The organism is Streptomyces cyslabdanicus (genome assembly GCF_052663305.1).
The window spans coordinates 1-17,801 of sequence record NZ_JBQRUW010000049.1; the positions used below are offsets into that span (position 1 = coordinate 1).

The 17,801-nt window shown below is 70.3% G+C and carries 7 protein-coding genes, 1 tRNA gene, 1 rRNA gene and 3 pseudogenes; 11 read left to right on the plus strand and 1 reads right to left on the minus strand.

The genetic code is table 11. The features are described 5' to 3' along the window. From rrf to ACTYVM_RS28205, 4 genes and pseudogenes are all read left to right on the plus strand, one after another. A 5S ribosomal RNA gene (gene rrf / locus ACTYVM_RS28190) occupies positions 1–116 on the plus strand. A 99-nt stretch (positions 117–215) separates the two neighbouring features. Further along, positions 216–440: pseudogene (locus tag ACTYVM_RS28195) on the plus strand (DegT/DnrJ/EryC1/StrS family aminotransferase); the annotation flags it as partial. A 150-nt stretch (positions 441–590) separates the two neighbouring features. Continuing rightward, a pseudogene (locus ACTYVM_RS28200) lies at positions 591–911 on the plus strand (DegT/DnrJ/EryC1/StrS family aminotransferase); the annotation flags it as partial. Between the two features lie 42 nt (positions 912–953). After that, positions 954–1,029, plus strand: a tRNA-Thr gene (locus ACTYVM_RS28205). A gap of 77 nt (positions 1,030–1,106) precedes the next feature. Here ACTYVM_RS28205 and ACTYVM_RS28210 read toward each other — a convergent pair. Further along, a complete protein-coding gene (locus ACTYVM_RS28210; protein ID WP_445528655.1) occupies positions 1,107–3,860 on the minus strand; it encodes a SpoIIE family protein phosphatase in 2,754 nt (917 codons plus the stop codon). A 376-nt stretch (positions 3,861–4,236) separates the two neighbouring features. Between ACTYVM_RS28210 and ACTYVM_RS28215 the strand changes: the two genes are divergently transcribed. The 7 genes and pseudogenes from ACTYVM_RS28215 (at position 4,237) to ACTYVM_RS28245 (ending at position 17,747) form a co-directional block, all read left to right on the plus strand. Next, positions 4,237–9,744: a HAMP domain-containing protein gene (locus tag ACTYVM_RS28215; protein WP_445528656.1), complete on the plus strand. Its 5,508-nt coding sequence runs from the start codon at positions 4,237–4,239 to the stop codon at positions 9,742–9,744. 291 nt (positions 9,745–10,035) lie between these two features. Beyond that, positions 10,036–10,717 (plus strand): annotated as a pseudogene (locus tag ACTYVM_RS28220) (response regulator). A gap of 178 nt (positions 10,718–10,895) precedes the next feature. Then, positions 10,896–13,685 carry a DNA translocase FtsK gene (locus ACTYVM_RS28225; RefSeq protein WP_445528657.1) on the plus strand — a complete coding sequence of 930 codons (2,790 nt, stop codon included), beginning with the start codon at positions 10,896–10,898 and terminating at the stop codon, positions 13,683–13,685. A gap of 279 nt (positions 13,686–13,964) precedes the next feature. Continuing rightward, entirely contained in the window at positions 13,965–14,807 is an 843-nt protein-coding gene (locus tag ACTYVM_RS28230; RefSeq protein WP_445528658.1) for a helix-turn-helix domain-containing protein, read from the plus strand. Positions 14,808–14,920: 113 nt separating this feature from the next. Continuing rightward, on the plus strand, positions 14,921–16,393 hold the full coding sequence (gene rimO / locus ACTYVM_RS28235) for a 30S ribosomal protein S12 methylthiotransferase RimO (protein WP_445528659.1): 1,473 nt from the start codon (positions 14,921–14,923) through the stop codon (positions 16,391–16,393). Next, the gene (pgsA, locus tag ACTYVM_RS28240; RefSeq protein WP_445528660.1) at positions 16,390–17,205 is read left to right on the plus strand and encodes a CDP-diacylglycerol--glycerol-3-phosphate 3-phosphatidyltransferase; all 816 of its coding nucleotides are present in this window, start codon (positions 16,390–16,392) and stop codon (positions 17,203–17,205) included. Before rimO ends, pgsA begins: the two co-directional genes overlap by 4 nt. Then, complete coding sequence (locus ACTYVM_RS28245; RefSeq protein WP_400026640.1) at positions 17,202–17,747, plus strand: CinA family protein; 546 nt, start codon at positions 17,202–17,204, stop codon at positions 17,745–17,747. The genes pgsA and ACTYVM_RS28245 overlap by 4 nt, the downstream gene beginning before the upstream one ends. Positions 17,748–17,801 lie beyond the last annotated feature (54 nt).

A 17,801-nucleotide genomic window follows, 5' to 3' on the forward strand; every position in this document is an offset into this window, starting at 1 on the left:
TCGGTGGTCATAGCGTGAGGGAAACGCCCGGTTACATTCCGAACCCGGAAGCTAAGCCTCACAGCGCCGATGGTACTGCAGGGGGGACCCTGTGGGAGAGTAGGACGCCGCCGAACAAATTGTGAGAGGGTTGGACCCCGAACTTCGGTTCCGGGTCCAACCCTTTTTTGTTGTCCGTTACTTGAAGTTCATGTTGCACAACCAGCATCCGCCTCATGGGTATTGCTGCTCTGCTCAGGGCCGCCGGCGTCGGAGTCGGTGACGAGGTCGTCGTGCCGGCGTTCGGCAACGTGGAAGTCGCCGAGGCCGTGACACAGGTGGGTGCGCTGCCGGTGTTCGCCGACATAGATCCCGTGACGTACTGCCTCGACGCCGGTGCGGTCGAACAGGCCCTGACCCCGCGCACGGTGGCCGTGGTCGTCGTACACCGGTTCGGCCGGTCCGCCGACATGGAGCGCCTGCACGCGACGGGCCGGCGACACGGTCTGCTGGTGCTGGAGCAGGGCGAGTCCGAGGCGCCGTACGACGAGATGGCGCAGCGCAGGGAGCGTGCCGCCTATCTGGACACCAAGCTGCGGGGCGTACGGACGCCCGACGGCGGTGACGGGCACACCTATCAGCAGTACGTGGTGCGAGTGCCCGGGAACGGCCGACCCGACCGGGACGCCTACGCACGTGCCATACGCGCCAGGGGGGTTGACTGTCGCGTGCCCGTGAAGACCCCTGTGCACCGGCTGCCGGAGTTCCGCCGGTGCGTGTCCCTTCCGGAGACCGAGCGGGCCGCCGAGGAGACGCTCACGCTCCCCGTGGAGGCCTCGTTGACGCGCCGGGAGATGCAGCGGATCGTCTCGGTGTGCAACGCGCTCGGCGGACCGATCATGGTTGGGGGCACGGCCCTGTTCGGGGTATGATCTATTCCGTTGCCGCGGGGGGAAATCCCCGAAAGGCGACCGGCCCCTATAGCTCAGTCGGTAGAGCGTCTCCATGGTAAGGAGAAGGTCAACGGTTCGATTCCGTTTGGGGGCTCCAACGAAAAAGGCCTTCACCCATCGGGTGAGGGCCTTTTCCATGCCCTGCGGCGCCCTACTGCTGAGCCCTGCGGCGCCCTACTGCTGAAGACCCGGCACTCGCATCGCCAGGATCGCCATGTCGTCGGACGGGGCGTCCGAGGCGAAGCGCTCCACCGCGCGCATGATGCGAGCCGCCACCGCACCCGCCGTCAGGCCCGTACAGGTGGTGAGAACGTCGGCGAGACCGTCGTCGCCGAGCATCCGGCTGCCCTCACGGCGCTCGGTGACGCCGTCCGTGACGCACAGCAGGACGTCGCCCGGGTCCAGCGTGATCGTCTGCTCGTACAGCTCCAGGTCCTCCATGACGCCGAGCAGCGGCTGGGGGTCGGCGGCCGGCTCCACCGTGCCGTCCTGGCGCAGGCGCAGCGGCAGCGGATGGCCCGCACAGACCACCTTCAGCCGGGCGCTGCCGTCCTCCTGCGGCCACAGCTCGCCGTACAGGAGCGTGAGGAAGCGGCTGCGGGCGCCCTCGTCGAGGATCGCGGAGTTCAGGCGCTCCAGCACCGCCGGGCCGCCGAAGCCCTCGCGGGCCAGCAGCCTGAGCGCGTGCCGGGCCAGGCCGGTCACCGCGGCCGCCTCCGGGCCCGTACCGCAGACGTCGCCGATGGCGAAGCCGTAGGCGCCGTCACGGATGGGGAAGAGGTCGTAGAAGTCTCCGCCGACCTCGTTGCCCTCGCCGGCCGCGCGGTAGATGACCTCGACCTCCACACCCTCGACGTCGGGGAGCCCCGGCGGCAGGAGGCTGCGCTGGAGGGACTGGCTGATGGCCGTGCGCTCCGAGTACAGGCGGGCGTTGTCCAGGGCGAGGGCGGCGCGGCGGCTCAGGTCCTCGGCCAGTTCCAGGATCTCCTGGCGGAAGTGTTCGTCGGTGGGCTTGCCGAGGGTGAGCATGCCGATGACGCGGTTGCGGGCGACCAGGGGCAGGACGACCGTCTCGCCGCCGACAGCGGCGGCCGTGGCGAGGGTCGGTCCGATGGCCGTACCGATCCGGTGGTGCGAGTCGCCGAGGCTGAGGCTGCGCATGGAACTGCGCAGGGCCGCCTGGTGGGCGGCCTCGCCGGGCGCGGTCCACACGCGCGCTCCGGGCGTGGGCACCGGGTCGGGCGGGGCGATCTTGGAGAGCAGGGACTTGATGCCGTCGATCAGTTCCTCGTCCTCGTGCAGCACGTAGGACAGGTAGGGGTCGGAGGCCTGGTCGGCGATCGTGTAGACGGCGCACCAGGTGGCCAGGGTGGGGACCGTCATCTGGGCCATCAGGGCGAGGGTCTGGTCGCGGTCCAGGGTGCCGGCCAGCAGGTCGGAGGCCTCGACGAGGAAGCTGAGGGAGCCGCGGCGCAGCCGCTCCAGCTCGCCCAGGCGGGCCGACTCGACGGCGAGGGCGATGCGGTCGGCGGCGAACTGGAGGCGCAGCGCCTCCTCGTTGGAGTACCGGCCGGGTGCCTCCGCGGCGACGCCGAGCGAGCCGGTGAGACGGCCCTCGACCTTCAGCGGGACCGTGACGACCGAGCGCATGCCCGTGTTGTTGAGGAGGGGGACGGCGCCGGGGACGGCGGTGAGGTCGTCGTGGACCGCGGGCATCCGGGCGGAGCCGTAGCGGCCGGGGCCCGCCTCGACGGGGACGCGGGCGAAACGCTGCCGCGCGGAGGGCAGGCCAGTGGAGGCGCGGACCTCCAACTCCGTTTCGTCGTCGGTGGCCAGCAGGAGGAACGCGGCGTCGCCGTCGAGCATGTCGCGGGCGCGTTCCACCGTGCGTTGCAGTAGGCCGTCGAGGTCGTCGGGGGCGGGAGAGCCGATGAAGACCTCGAACGGGTCGGTGCTGGGGCCCTCGGAGACGCTGCCCGCGTCGGAGGTCGACGGGAAGCGCAACGGTGTTTGGAGCACGGCGCGTTCGTGGTCCCGTACGAGCAGGCAGACCGTGGAGGGCTCGCCGTCGGTGTCGCGGACACGGAGGTGGGAGGCGTAGACGGGGATGACGCGGCCGTGGGCGCCGCGGATGCCGTAACTGCCTTCCCAGCGGGAGAGTTGGAGTGCCTCGGCGATGCCGGTGCTGGTGCCGGGGGTGTGCGGCCAGGCGGCGAGGTCGGTCAGCGGCCTGCCGGTGACCTGCTTGGCGGCGTAGCCGAACAGCTCCTCGGCGTCCTCGTTCCATGCGGTGACGGAGCCGCCGCGCTCGATCTGGACGACGGCGACGCGGACCCGGCCGTCGGCGAGCGGGAGGAGGTCGGCGGGCAGGCTGGGGCCGGCGGCGCGGGTGCCGACCGGGCGCTCGGGCAGGTCCAGTTGGAACCAGACCTTCTTGTGCGTCAGCGTGTACTCCACGCCCCAGTGGCCGGCCAGGGCCGCGCACAGTTGCAGGCCGCGGCCGCCCTCACGGTCGGGGCTGCCCATGTTGACCGCCGAGCTCTGCACCGGGAGCTCGCGCTCGGGGTAGCGGTCGCAGACCTCGATGCGCACCCCGTCGTCGCTGCGCAGGCACAGCACGTCGGCCGCGGTTCCGGCGTGGACGACGGCGTTGGTGACCAGTTCGCTGGTGAGGACCACCGCGTCATCGACGATGTCGCCGAAGCCCCACCCCTGGAGGGTGTCGCGGACGAAGGACCGGGCGGTCGCGACCGATCGGCCCAGGGGATCGAAACTGGCGGCCGCGCGCGCGGTGATCACAGAACTCCTCGTCCGGTTGTCGACGTGGGGACCCTCGTGGCCGACAGGCTCGCGTCGCTGCTCCGGCAACTGCGGTCCGTTCGGCTGCGGCTCCGGGGTAGGTCCCCCCGGGATCACTCCGGTGGTCATGTCTGCGGCCGCCCTCCGATGCCCGCTCGTTCCCGTGCCACCGCCCAGACCGGACGGACCGGTGCGGCTGGACAGCCCCATGCAAGGTTACTTACCTTCGCCGTCCACGCGGATGCCGGTCGCCAGTGTTTCCGCCCCGAGGGTGTGCGGAGGGTGTGCGAAGCTGCCGAACTGTTATGGCCTGGTTCGGCCGGGGTGAAACACTGGGCAGGCTTCTGGTGAAGGTCCGGGCAGGCTGAGTGTGTTCTCTGCACCCAGGGCAGCAGCTCTCCCTGTGTGCTGATTACATCGGACAGTAATACGCAGCAGTAACCGGTACGTCGAGCGGCCGTACCGCAGCACAGCGGTGACGGTCGACCCCTGCGGGAGGGACACAGTGGAGTCTGGCGCAGTGACGCGGGGCACGAAGACGCGCGCGAAGGGCGGACAGTCCCCGAAGAACCGGCGCACGGCGCGCAACGGGACCACCGAGGTGGACACCGCTTCCCTGAACCGGCTGCTGGCCGCGCTGGTGTCGATGCGCGACGGCAATTTCCGCAGGCGGCTCACGGTGTCCGGGGACGGCGTGATGTCGGAGATCGCGGCCGTCTTCAACGAGGTGGCCGACCGCAATCTGCATCTGACCGGCGAGTTGTCGCGGGTGCGGCGCATGGTGGGGCGTGAGGGAAAACTCACCGAGCGGCTGGAGACGGGCGCCTGCGAGGGTTCCTGGGCGACGGCGATCGACCACTCCAACGCGCTCGTCGACGATCTCGTACGTCCGGTGTCGGAGGTCGGCCGGGTCCTGTCCGCGGTCGCCGAGGGCGATCTGTCGCCGCGCATGGAGCTGCGCACCCAGGTGCCGGAAGGGGCCGGGCATCCGCTGCGCGGTGAGTTCCTGAAGGTCGGGCGGACCGTCAACAACCTCGTCGACCAGCTGTCGACGTTCACCGACGAGGTCACGCGGGTGGCCAGCGAGGTGGGCACGGAGGGCAAGCTGGGCGGGCAGGCGCGGGTGCGCGGTCTGTCCGGGTCGTGGAAGGACCTCACGGACTCCGTCAACACCATGGCGTCCCGGCTGACGGCGCAGGTGCGGGACATCGCGCTGGTCACCACGGCGGTGGCCAAGGGCGATCTGTCACGGAAGGTGACCGTCCATGTCGCCGGCGAGATGCTGGAGCTGAAGAACACCGTCAACACGATGGTGGACCAGCTCTCCGCGTTCTCCTCCGAGGTGACACGGGTGGCTCGCGAGGTGGGCACGGACGGCATCCTCGGTGGTCAGGCGCATGTGCCCGGGGTCGACGGCACATGGAAGGAACTCACCGACTCGGTGAACCTGATGGCCGGCAACCTGACGGCGCAGGTGCGCGGGATCGCCCAGGTCACCACCGCCGTGGCGAACGGCGATCTGTCGCAGAAGGTGACCGTGCCGGCGCGGGGCGAGGTCGCGCAGCTCGCCGAGACGATCAACCAGATGACCGAGACGCTGCGCATCTTCGCGGACGAGGTCACCCGGGTGGCCAACGAGGTCGGCGCCGAGGGCCGCCTGGGCGGGCAGGCGAACGTGCCGGGGGTGGCCGGCACCTGGAAGGACCTGACGGACTCCGTCAACACGGTGTTCCGGAACCTCACCACGCAGGTGAGGGACATCGCCACCGTGACGACGGCCGTGGCCAGCGGTGATCTGTCGCAGAAGGTCACCGTCGACGTGGCCGGCGAGATGCTGGAGCTGAAGAACACCGTCAACGGCATGGTGGACCAGCTGTCGTCGTTCGGTGCCGAGGTCACGCGGGTGGCGCGGGAGATCGGGGTCGAGGGCGAGCTGGGCGGTCAGGCGCAGGTGGCGGGCGCGGCGGGGACCTGGAAGGACCTCACCGACTCCGTCAACACCGCGTTCCGCAACCTCACCGGGCAGGTGAGGAACATCGCCCAGGTGACGACGGCCGTGGCGAACGGCGACCTGTCGCAGAAGGTCACCGTGGACGTCTCCGGCGAGATGCTCCAGCTGAAGAACACCGTGAACACGATGGTGGACCAGCTGTCGTCGTTCGCGGACCAGGTGACCCGGATGGCCCGGGACGTGGGCACGGAGGGCCGCCTGGGCGGTCAGGCGGTGGTGCCGGGCGTGTCGGGCACGTGGAAGGAGCTCACCGACTCCGTCAACTTCATGGCCGGGAACCTCACCTCGCAGGTGCGGCAGATCGCCCAGGTGACGACGGCCGTGGCGCGCGGTGACCTCTCGCAGAAGATCGACGTCGACGCGCGCGGGGAGATCCTGGAGCTGAAGAACACCATCAACACGATGGTCGACCAGCTCTCCGCGTTCGCCGACCAGGTCACCCGGGTCGCCCGGGAGGTGGGCACCGAGGGCCGGCTGGGCGGGCAGGCGCAGGTGCCCGGGGTCGCCGGTGTGTGGCGGGACCTCACGGACTCCGTGAACGGCATGGCCGGCAACCTCACCGCCCAGGTGCGCAACATCGCCCAGGTCGCCACCGCCGTGGCGCGCGGTGACCTCTCGCAGAAGATCACCGTGGACGCGCGCGGGGAGATCCTGGAGCTGAAGAACACCCTGAACACGATGGTGGACCAGCTCTCCTCGTTCGCCCAGGAGGTCACAAGGGTGGCCCGTGAGGTGGGCACGGAGGGCATCCTGGGTGGTCAGGCCGAGGTCCAGGGCGTCTCCGGCACCTGGAAGGACCTCACCCAGTCCGTGAACTTCATGGCGAACAACCTGACCAGTCAGGTGCGCAACATCGCCGAGGTCACGACCGCCGTCGCCAAGGGCGACCTGTCGAAGAAGATCACCGTCGACGCCAAGGGCGAGATCCTCGAGCTCGTCACCACCGTCAACACGATGGTCGACCAGCTGTCGTCCTTCGCCGAGCAGGTCACGCGGGTGGCCCGTGAGGTGGGCACCGAGGGCATCCTCGGCGGCCAGGCGCACGTCGCCGGCGTCGTGGGCATCTGGAAGGACCTCAGCGACAACGTCAACCTGATGGCCAACAACCTGACCATGCAGGTGCGCAACATCTCCCAGGTCGCGAACGCGGTCGCCAACGGCGATCTGACGCGGACGGTGACCATCGAGGCGCGCGGTGAGGTCGCGCAGCTCGCGGACACGTTCAACACCATGGTGAAGACGCTGAGTTCGTTCGCCGACCAGGTCACCAAGGTGGCCCGCGAAGTGGGCACGGACGGCATCCTCGGCGGCCAGGCGTACGTCCCGGGCGTGGCGGGCACCTGGAAGGACCTCACCGAGTCGGTGAACCAGATGGCGTCCAACCTGACCGGTCAGGTGCGCAACATCGCCATGGTCACCACCGCCATCGCCAAGGGCGATCTGACCAAGAAGATCGACATCGACGCGCGCGGGGAGATCCTGGAGCTGAAGACGACCATCAACACGATGGTCGACCAGCTGTCCAGCTTCGCCGAGGAGGTCACCCGGGTCGCTCGCGAGGTGGGCACCGAGGGCCAGCTCGGCGGCCAGGCACGCGTGCGCGACGTCGACGGCACGTGGCGGGACCTGACCGAGTCCGTGAACGAGATGGCCGGGAACCTCACCCGGCAGGTGCGCGCCATCGCGCGCGTGGCCACCGCGGTCACCCGCGGCGACCTGAACCTGAAGATCGACGTCGATGCCTCCGGCGAGATCCAGGAGCTCCAGGACTACATCAACAAGATGATCGCCAACCTGCGCGACACCACGATCGCCAACAAGGAGCAGGACTGGCTCAAGGGCAATCTCGCCCGTATCTCCGCGCTGATGCAGGGCCGCCGCGACCTCCAGGACGTGGCCTCGCTGATCATGAGCGAGCTGACGCCGGTGGTCTCGGCGCAGCACGGTGCCTTCTTCGTCGCCATGCCGCTCGCCGACGACACGGACCTCGGGGGCGAGGGCGAGGACTCCTACGAGCTGCGGATGCTGGGTTCCTACGGCTACTCGCTGGGCTCCATGCCGACGTCGTTCGGGCCGGGCGAGGGGCTGATCGGGACCGCCGCGCAGGAGCGGCGCACCATCCTCGTCGAGAACGCGCCCAGCGGCTATCTGAAGATCTCCTCCGGGCTCGGCGAGGCGCCGCCCGCGCAGGTGATCGTGCTGCCGGTGCTGTTCGAGGGGACGGTGCTCGGTGTCATCGAGCTGGCGTCGTTCACGCCGTTCACGCACATCCAGAAGGACTTCCTGAACCAGATCGCGGAGATGATCGCGACCAGTGTCAACACCATCTCCGTCAACACCAAGACCGAACTGCTGCTGAAGCAGTCCCAGGAGCTGACCGAGCAACTGCGCCTGAGGTCGGCGGAGCTGGAGCAGCGGCAGAAGGCCCTTCAGGCCTCCAACGCCGAACTGGAGGAGAAGGCCGAGCTGCTGGCCCAGCAGAACCGCGACATCGAGGCGAAGAACTCCGAGATCGAGGAGGCCCGGCAGGTCCTGGAGGAGCGCGCCGAGCAGCTCGCCGTCTCCATGCGCTACCGCAGCGAGTTCCTGGCCAACATGTCACACGAGCTGCGTACGCCGCTCAACTCCCTGCTGATTCTGGCCAAACTGCTCGCCGACAACGCCGAGGGCAACCTCTCCCCGAAGCAGGTCGAGTTCGCCGAGACGATCCACGGCGCGGGCTCCGACCTGCTCCAGCTGATCAACGACATCCTGGACCTGTCGAAGGTCGAGGCGGGCAAGATGGACGTCTCCCCGACGCGCATCGCGCTCGTCCAGCTGATCGACTACGTGGAGGCCACCTTCCGCCCGCTGACCGCGGAGAAGGGCCTCGACCTGTCCGTACGGGTGTCGCCTGAGCTGCCCGCGACCCTGCACACCGACGAGCAGCGGCTGCTCCAGGTCCTGCGCAACCTGCTGTCCAACGCGGTGAAGTTCACCGACTCCGGGTCGGTGGAGCTGGTCATCCGGCCCGCCCGGGACGACGTTCCGCAGGCGATCCGCGAGCAGTTGCTGGAGGCCGGTTCGCTGACCGACCCGGACGCGGGCATGATCGCCTTCTCCGTCACCGACACCGGCATCGGCATCGCGGCCAGCAAGATGCGGGTGATCTTCGAGGCGTTCAAGCAGGCCGACGGCACCACCAGCCGCAAGTACGGCGGCACCGGTCTCGGGCTGTCCATCTCACGAGAGATCGCGCAACTGCTCGGCGGCGAGATCCACGCCCAGAGCGAGCCGGGCCGCGGCTCCACGTTCACCCTGTACCTGCCGCTGCACCCGGGGGACCTGCCGCCGCAGGGCTATCAGCAGCCCGGCTCCGTGCTGGACGCCGGCGAACTGGTCGCCGCCCCCGAGCCGGACCCGTCCGGACAGGCCGCCGCGCAGGCCGAGACGCCGGCGGAGGTGAAGTCGTACCAGGAGGCGCAGCACGGCCCGGCCGCGCTCTTCCGGCGCCGCCGCAAGGCCCTGCCTCCCACCGAGCCGAGGCCGGCGCAGCACGGGCAACCGCTTCAGGAGCAGTGGGTGGTGGCGTCGGCGGGCCCCGCGGAGCCCGAAACGGTCCCGCAGGGGCACCGCGACATCCGGTTCGGCGGCGAGAAGGTGCTCATCGTCGACGACGACATCCGCAACGTCTTCGCCCTGACCAGCGTCCTGGAACAGCACGGCCTGTCCGTGCTGTACGCCGAGAACGGCCGCGAGGGCATCGAGGTGCTGGAGCAGCACGACGACGTGGCGGTCGTCCTGATGGACATCATGATGCCGGAGATGGACGGTTATGCGACGACCACGGCGATCCGGCGGATGCCGCAGTTCGCCGGGCTGCCGATCATCGCGCTGACCGCGAAGGCGATGAAGGGCGACCGGGAGAAGGCGATCGAGTCGGGTGCCTCCGACTACGTGACCAAGCCCGTCGACCCCGATCACCTGCTGACCGTGATGGCGCAGTGGATGAGCGGGGAGTGACGGCGCGGCGGTGACCGGAACCTTCGGAGGGTGTGGGACGTTGTCGACTCGGAGGCCCCGGAGCCGTGTAGAGGTGCGGATTCCGGGGAACCTTCTGGTCTCCCGCGGCGTTTCCGCCAGGTGCACAGTGACATCACGGTGACAGGGTGTGGCGACGGACGGGGTGCGGCTACGATGACCGGCACAAGGACGGGCGACGCAAGGAAGTCGTCCTCCGGGGCGGCACCCGCCGGTGCCTCCCCGGTTCCTGCGGACAGGGGTGGCCCCAAGCCGGGGCGAGGAGGGCGGGCCATGGTGCAGAAGGCCAAGATCCTCCTGGTCGATGACCGGCCGGAGAATCTGCTGGCGCTGGAGGCCATCCTCTCTGCGCTCGATCAGACGCTGGTGCGGGCATCGTCCGGGGAGGAAGCGCTCAAAGCACTGCTCACGGACGACTTCGCGGTCATTCTGCTGGACGTCCAGATGCCGGGCATGGACGGCTTCGAGACGGCCGCGCACATCAAGCGGCGGGAGAGGACCCGGGACATCCCGATCATCTTCCTCACCGCGATCAACCACGGCCCCCCACCACACCTTCCGCGGTTATGCGGCGGGCGCGGTGGACTACATCTCCAAGCCGTTCGACCCGTGGGTGCTGCGCGCGAAGGTCTCGGTCTTCGTGGACCTGTACATGAAGAACTGTCAGCTGAAGGAGCAGGCGGCCCTGCTGCGGCTCCAGTTGGAGGGCGGCGGCAAAGGCGCGGTGGGCGACGGCAAGGAGTCGGCCGGCCTGCTCGCCGAACTCTCGGCCCGTCTCGCCGCCGTCGAGGAGCAGGCGGAGGCCCTCTCCAAGCAGTTGGACGACGAGTCCGCCGACGCGGCCGCGGTGGCCACGGCGGCCCACCTGGAGCGCAAGCTGACGGGTCTGCGACGCGCCCTGGACGCGCTGGAACCGGGTACGGGGAGCGCGTCGTCGGTGCCTTCGCAGGGCTGAGGCCGCATCCGGGGCGCGGGGCGCCGGCCCACTCGGCGAGCGGCGGAGTCGGGCCACGCCTCCCGTGACGTACAGCTCTTGAGGGTGTGTCAGCCCGGCTCCTCTCCGGACACGACACGAACGGGTGAAGCAGCGGGCGCACGTGTCCGCTGTCGTCTCCCCCGGTAACCTCACACCCATGGCCTCACGTCCCTCCGCAGCCAAGAAGCAGCCCGCGAAGAAGGCTGCCGCTCCCGGAGCGGCTCCGCCGAGGAAGACCGCCGCGAAGAAGGCCCCCGCCAAGAAGGCGCCTGCCAAGAAGGCCGGGGGCAAGCCCGCGTCCAGGCCGGCGCCCAGCCCGACGGGGGGCGTGTACCGGGTCGTGCGCGCCCTCTGGCTCGGGCTCGCGCACGCCGTCGGCGCCGTATTCCGCGGAGTGGGACAGGGCGCCAAGAACCTCCATCCCGCGCACCGCAAGGACGGCGTCGCACTGCTGCTGCTCGCCGTCGCCCTGATCGTCGCCGCCGGCACCTGGGCCGATCTGCGCGGGCCCGTCGGCGACCTGGTCGAGATCCTGGTGACCGGCGCCTTCGGCCGGCTGGACCTGCTGGTGCCGATCCTGATCGCGGTCATCGCCGTCCGCTTCATCCGGCACCCCGAGAAGCCCGAGGCCAACGGCCGGATCGTCATCGGACTGTCCGCCCTGGTGATCGGCGTGCTGGGGCAGGTCCACCTCGCCTGCGGCTCGCCCGCCCGCAGCGACGGCATGCAGGAGATAAGAGACGCCGGGGGGCTCATCGGCTGGGGCGCGGCGACCCCTCTGACGTTCGCCGTGGGCAAGGTACTCGCCGTACCGCTGCTCGTGCTGCTCACGGTGTTCGGCCTGCTGGTCGTCACCGCGACCCCGGTCAACGCGATTCCGCAACGGCTGCGGCTGCTCGGGACGAAGCTCGGCATCGTGCACGACCCGGAGACCGACGAGTACAGCGACGACGACTCGCGCTACGAGGAGCAGTGGCGCGAGGTACTGCCGGCGCGCTCCCGCAGGCGGCCGAGCGCCCCCCAGGACTACGACCCGGACACCGCGGAGCAGGAGGCCCTCTCCAGGCGGCGTTCCCGCCCCCGTCGCTCGGCGGTGCCGCAGCCGGACATGGAACGGCAGATGGACGCCGTTGACGTCGCCGCCGCTGCCGCCGCCGCACTCGACGGCGCGGTGCTGCACGGCATGCCGCCCTCGCCGATCGTCGCGGACCTCACCCAGGGCGTCGGCGTGGGCGACCGGGGCGAGAGCACCACCCCGACGCCCGTGCCCGCCGCACGCCCCGGCGAGGACGGCCGCCCCGGCGAGGACGGCCGCCCCGACGAGGACGGCCGGACCGGGCGGTCCCCGCAGGACGCGCCGGCCGAGCGGCCCGCGAGCCGGCAGCCGTCCGGGGTCCCCGACCTCACGAAGACCCCGGCGCCCCAGCCCCGCGACCTGCCGGCGCGCGCCGAGCAGCTCCAGCTCGCCGGCGACATCACCTACTCCCTGCCCTCACTGGACCTGCTTGAGCGGGGCGGCCCGGGCAAGGCGCGCAGCGCGGCCAACGACGCCATCGTCGACGCGCTCACCAACGTCTTCACCGAGTTCAAGGTCGACGCTCGCGTCACCGGGTTCACCCGTGGCCCGACGGTCACGCGCTACGAGGTCGAACTCGGGCCCGCCGTGAAGGTCGAGCGCATCACCGCGCTGGCCAAGAACATCGCGTACGCCGTCGCGAGCCCGGACGTGCGGATCATCAGCCCGATCCCCGGCAAGTCCGCGGTCGGCATCGAGATCCCCAACACCGACCGGGAGATGGTGAACCTCGGGGACGTGCTGCGCCTCGCGGCCGCCGCCGAGGACGACCACCCGATGCTCGTCGCGCTCGGCAAGGACGTCGAGGGCGGCTACGTGATGGCCAACATCGCGAAGATGCCGCACATCCTGGTCGCCGGCGCCACCGGCTCCGGCAAGTCCTCCTGCATCAACTGCCTGATCACCTCGATCATGATGCGGGCGACCCCGGAGGACGTGCGCATGGTCCTCGTCGACCCCAAGCGCGTCGAACTGACCGCGTACGAGGGCGTCCCGCACCTGATCACGCCGATCATCACCAACCCCAAGCGGGCCGCCGAGGCCCTGCAGTGGGTCGTACGCGAGATGGACCTGCGGTACGACGACCTGGCGGCGTACGGGTTCCGGCACATCGACGACTTCAACGAGGCCGTGCGCAACGGCAAGGTCAAGGCGCCGGAGGGCAGCGAACGGGAGCTGAAGCCGTACCCGTACCTGCTGGTGATCGTGGACGAGCTCGCCGACCTGATGATGGTCGCGCCGCGCGACGTGGAGGACGCGATCGTGCGCATCACCCAGCTCGCGCGGGCCGCCGGTATCCACCTGGTGCTCGCCACCCAGCGCCCCTCGGTCGACGTGGTCACCGGTCTGATCAAGGCCAACGTGCCGTCCCGGCTCGCGTTCGCCACCTCCTCGCTGGCCGACTCGCGCGTCATCCTCGACCAGCCGGGCGCCGAGAAACTGATCGGCAAGGGCGACGGGCTGTTCCTGCCGATGGGCGCGAGCAAGCCGACCCGTCTTCAGGGCGCGTTCGTGACCGAGGCGGAGGTCCAGGAGGTCGTCCAGCACTGCAAGGACCAGATGGCTCCGGTCTTCCGGGACGACGTCGTCGTCGGCGGCAAGCAGAAGAAGGAGATCGACGAGGACATCGGCGACGACCTCGACCTGCTGTGCCAGGCGGCCGAACTGGTCGTCTCCACGCAGTTCGGCTCGACGTCCATGCTCCAGCGCAAGCTGCGGGTCGGTTTCGCCAAGGCGGGGCGCCTGATGGACCTCATGGAGTCCCGGGGCATCGTCGGGCCCAGCGAGGGATCCAAGGCGCGTGACGTTCTCGTGAAGCCCGACGAGTTGGACGGCGTGCTCGCCGTGATTCGTGGGGAGTCTGAGGGGTAGCAGGAAGACACCGTCCGGCGGATGTGCTGGCCGCGGGTGGGCACGTGGACCGTGATCCACCCGTTAGCGAGCCGCGGGCAACCGTTTCGCACGGGCGTACGTCAAGTTGAGCGAGAGGACCGGTGCGGGTCCCACCCCGGACGCCACATCTGTCCCACCATCGGATTGTCCGGCCATTCCGATGGCGTACAAAGTCCTACCGCCGGTTCGCTTCATCCTTTGGCACATCCCTAGACTGAACCCCCAGCACAGGCGGCTACACGCTCGAAAGGCGCCCCCGTGTCCATCGGCAACTCCCCTGAAGACGAGCGTCCCTTCGAAGACGTTTCCGAGGAAGCCCGCCCCTCCGTCGGCCGCGCCCTGAAGGAGGCACGGCTCGCCGCCGGGCTGACCGTCGACGACGTCACCAGCGCCACCCGGGTCCGCGTCGCCATCGTGCACGCCATTGAGGCCGACGACTTCGCGCCCTGCGGCGGCGACGTCTACGCCCGCGGCCACATCCGGAACCTGGCGAAGGCCGTGCACGTCGACCCGGTCCCGCTGCTCGCGCGCTTCGACGCCGAGCACGGCGGCCGCCCCGCCCCGACCCCGGCCGCCCCCCTCTTCGAGGCGGAACGTATTCGCCCGGAGCGGCGCGGACCCAACTGGACCGCGGCCATGGTCGCGGCGATCGTCGTGGTGATCGGCTTCGTCGGCTTCACGGCCTTCAAGGGCGGTGGCGACGACGCGGGTGCCAAGGCGCACGTCGGCGAGGGCTCCACGCCCACCACCGGCACGTCGGCCTCGCCCACGCCGAAGAGCAGCAAGCCCGCCGACGCGGCACCGGCGCCGTCCGACAGCGCCATCGCGGCCGCGCCGCAGGACAAGGTGACCGTCCAGGTCAGCGCCGCCAACGGGCGCAGCTGGATCTCGGCCAAGGACCACAACGGCCGGATGCTCTTCGACGGGCTCCTGGAGAAGGGCGAGTCCAAGACCTTCCAGGACAGCTCCAAGGTCAACCTGATCCTCGGCGACGCAGGCGCGATCCAGCTGTACGTCAACGGCAAGAAGATCGAGGACCAATTCCGGCCGGGTGCAGTGGAGCGCCTCACCTACACCAAGGGCGACCCGCAGGTCGGGTAGTGGCCGACCGGCCCGTACACCAGGGGTCGAACAGGATGGCGAGAGCGGGGTTGGCCGAGATCGGCCAACCCCGTCGACTTGGGCGGTCAGAGAGACAAAGTAGTCTTGAGCCCATGCCTGAACGCCGTACCGTCGCACTAGTCACTCTCGGCTGCGCCCGTAACGAGGTGGACTCGGAGGAGCTCGCAGGCCGTTTGGAGGCGGACGGCTGGCAGCTCGTGGAGGACGCCGCGGAAGCGGACGTCGCCGTGGTCAACACCTGTGGCTTCGTGGAGGCCGCCAAGAAGGACTCCGTCGACGCCCTCCTCGAAGCCAACGACCTCAAGGACCACGGCAGAACGCAGGCGGTGGTCGCGGTCGGCTGCATGGCCGAGCGGTACGGCAAGGAACTCGCCGAGGCCCTCCCGGAGGCCGACGGCGTGCTCGGCTTCGACGACTACGCGGACATCTCCGACCGCCTCCAGACGATCCTGAGCGGCGGCGTCCACGCCTCGCACACCCCGCGCGACCGCCGCAAGCTCCTGCCGATCAGCCCGGCCGAGCGGCAGGACGCCGGGACGGAGGTGGCCATTCCGGGGCACGGTCCCGCCGATCTCCCCGAAGGTGTCGCCCCGGCCTCCGGCCCGCGCGCGCCGCTGCGCCGCCGCCTGGACGGCGCCCCGGTCGCCTCGGTCAAGCTCGCCTCCGGCTGCGACCGGCGCTGCTCCTTCTGCGCCATCCCCTCCTTCCGCGGCTCGTTCATCTCCCGCCGCCCGAGCGATGTGCTGAACGAGACGCGCTGGCTGGCCGAGCAGGGCGCCAAGGAGATCATGCTGGTCTCCGAGAACAACACCTCCTACGGCAAGGACCTCGGCGACATCCGCCTCCTGGAGTCCCTGCTGCCCGAGCTCGCCGAGGTCGAGGGCATCGAGCGGGTGCGGGTGAGCTACCTCCAGCCGGCCGAGATGCGTCCCGGACTGATCGACGTCCTGACCTCCACCCCGAAGGTCGCCCCCTACTTCGACCTGTCGTTCCAGCACTCCGCGCCCGGCGTGCTGCGTGCCATGCGCCGCTTCGGCGACACCGACCGCTTCCTGGAGCTGCTCGACACCATCCGCACCAAGGCCCCCGAGGCCGGCGTGCGGTCCAACTTCATCGTCGGCTTCCCCGGCGAGAGCGAGGCCGACCTGGCCGAGCTCGAGCGGTTCCTGAACGGTGCGCGGCTGGACGCCATCGGCGTCTTCGGCTACTCCGACGAGGAGGGCACGGAGGCGGCGACGTACGACGGCAAGCTCGACGAGGACGTCGTCGCCGAGCGGCTGGCGCGTGTCTCCCGGCTGGCCGAGGAACTCGTCTCCCAGCGGGCCGAGGAGCGCGTCGGGCAGACGATGCACGTGCTGGTCGAGTCCGTGGACGCCGAGGAGGGCGTCCGCGGCCGGGCGGCGCACCAGGCGCCGGAGACGGACGGCCAGGTGCTGCTCGTGGGCGGCGAGGGCCTGGACGTCGGTCGTATGGTCGAGGCGAAGGTGGTCGGTACGGAGGGCGTCGACCTGGTGGCCGAGCCGCTGGCGGAGGCGTTCGCGTGGAGCGAGGAGGCGGGCAGATGACGGGAGTCCCGGCGTCCGCTGCGGGCGGCTCCTCGGGCGCGCAGGGGAGGGGCGTGGGAGCGGCCTCGCGCCGCGCCGGCGCCGACGGGGCTTCGGGCGCTTCCCGTGCCTCCCGATCTGCCGGCTCCGCCCCGTCCGCCGGTTCCGGTGCGGCGGACGCGTCGGGAGCGGCCGGCACCGGCAAGGCACCGCGGGGCGGGAAGATCGCGGCCGCCGCCGTGAACCAGGCCAGTGTGTGGAACGTCGCCAATCTGCTGACCATGCTCCGGCTGCTGCTCGTGCCCTGCTTCGTGGCTCTGATGCTGGCCGAGGGCGGGTACGACCCGGCGTGGCGGTCACTGGCCTGGGCGGCCTTCGCCGTCGCCATGATCACCGACCTGTTCGACGGCCATCTGGCGCGGACGTACAACCTCGTCACCGACTTCGGGAAGATCGCCGATCCCATCGCGGACAAGGCGATCATGGGGGCGGCGCTGCTGTGCCTCTCGGGGCTCGGCGACCTGCCCTGGTGGGTGACCGGCGTGATCCTCGGCCGGGAACTGGGGATCACACTCCTGCGCTTCCTGGTCATCCGCTACGGCGTCATCCCCGCGAGCCGCGGCGGCAAGCTGAAGACGCTCACGCAGGGCGTGGCCGTCGGGATGTACGTGCTGGCGCTGACCGGCTGGCTGGCCACGCTGAGGTTCTGGGTGATGGCCGCGGCGGTCGTGCTGACCGTGGTGACGGGGCTGGACTACGTGAGACAGGCCATTGTGCTGCGCAGGCGGGGAATCGCCGAGCGGCGTGCCGCGTTGGAGGAGACGCAAGCGTGAGTTCGCCGGCCGTCGACGTAGTGGAGCTACTCACGGTGAGGGGCGAGACGGTCGCCGTGGCGGAGTCGCTGACCGGTGGCCTGGTCGCGGCGGAGATCACCGCGGTGCCGGGGGCGTCGAAGGTGTTCCGGGGCTCGGTCACCGCCTACGCCACCGAGCTCAAGCACCGGCTGCTGGGGGTCGACGCCACCCTGCTGGCCGAGCGGGGAGCGGTGGATCCGCAGGTCGCGGCCCAGATGGCGGCAGGGGTGCGGAAAGCCCTGGAAGCCGACTGGGGTATCGCGACCACCGGGGTCGCCGGCCCCGACCCCCAGGACGGGCAGCCCGTCGGGACGGTCTTCGTCGCCGTGGACGGGCCGCGCGTGACCCGAACCGGCGCCGGAGGCGGCGGGAAAACGGCCGCGCTGCGGTTGAACGGCGGCCGGGCGGACATTCGTATGGAGAGTGTACGGAGCGTGCTCGCACTGCTGTTGGAGCAGATCGCGGGCGAACAGACCGGAAACGAGCGGGCACAGGATACGGAACGGAACGGGGGGTTTTGATGTTTGCAGCCCTGAGTGAACACGACATCGCTCCCCGCACGGCCGCGGCGCAAG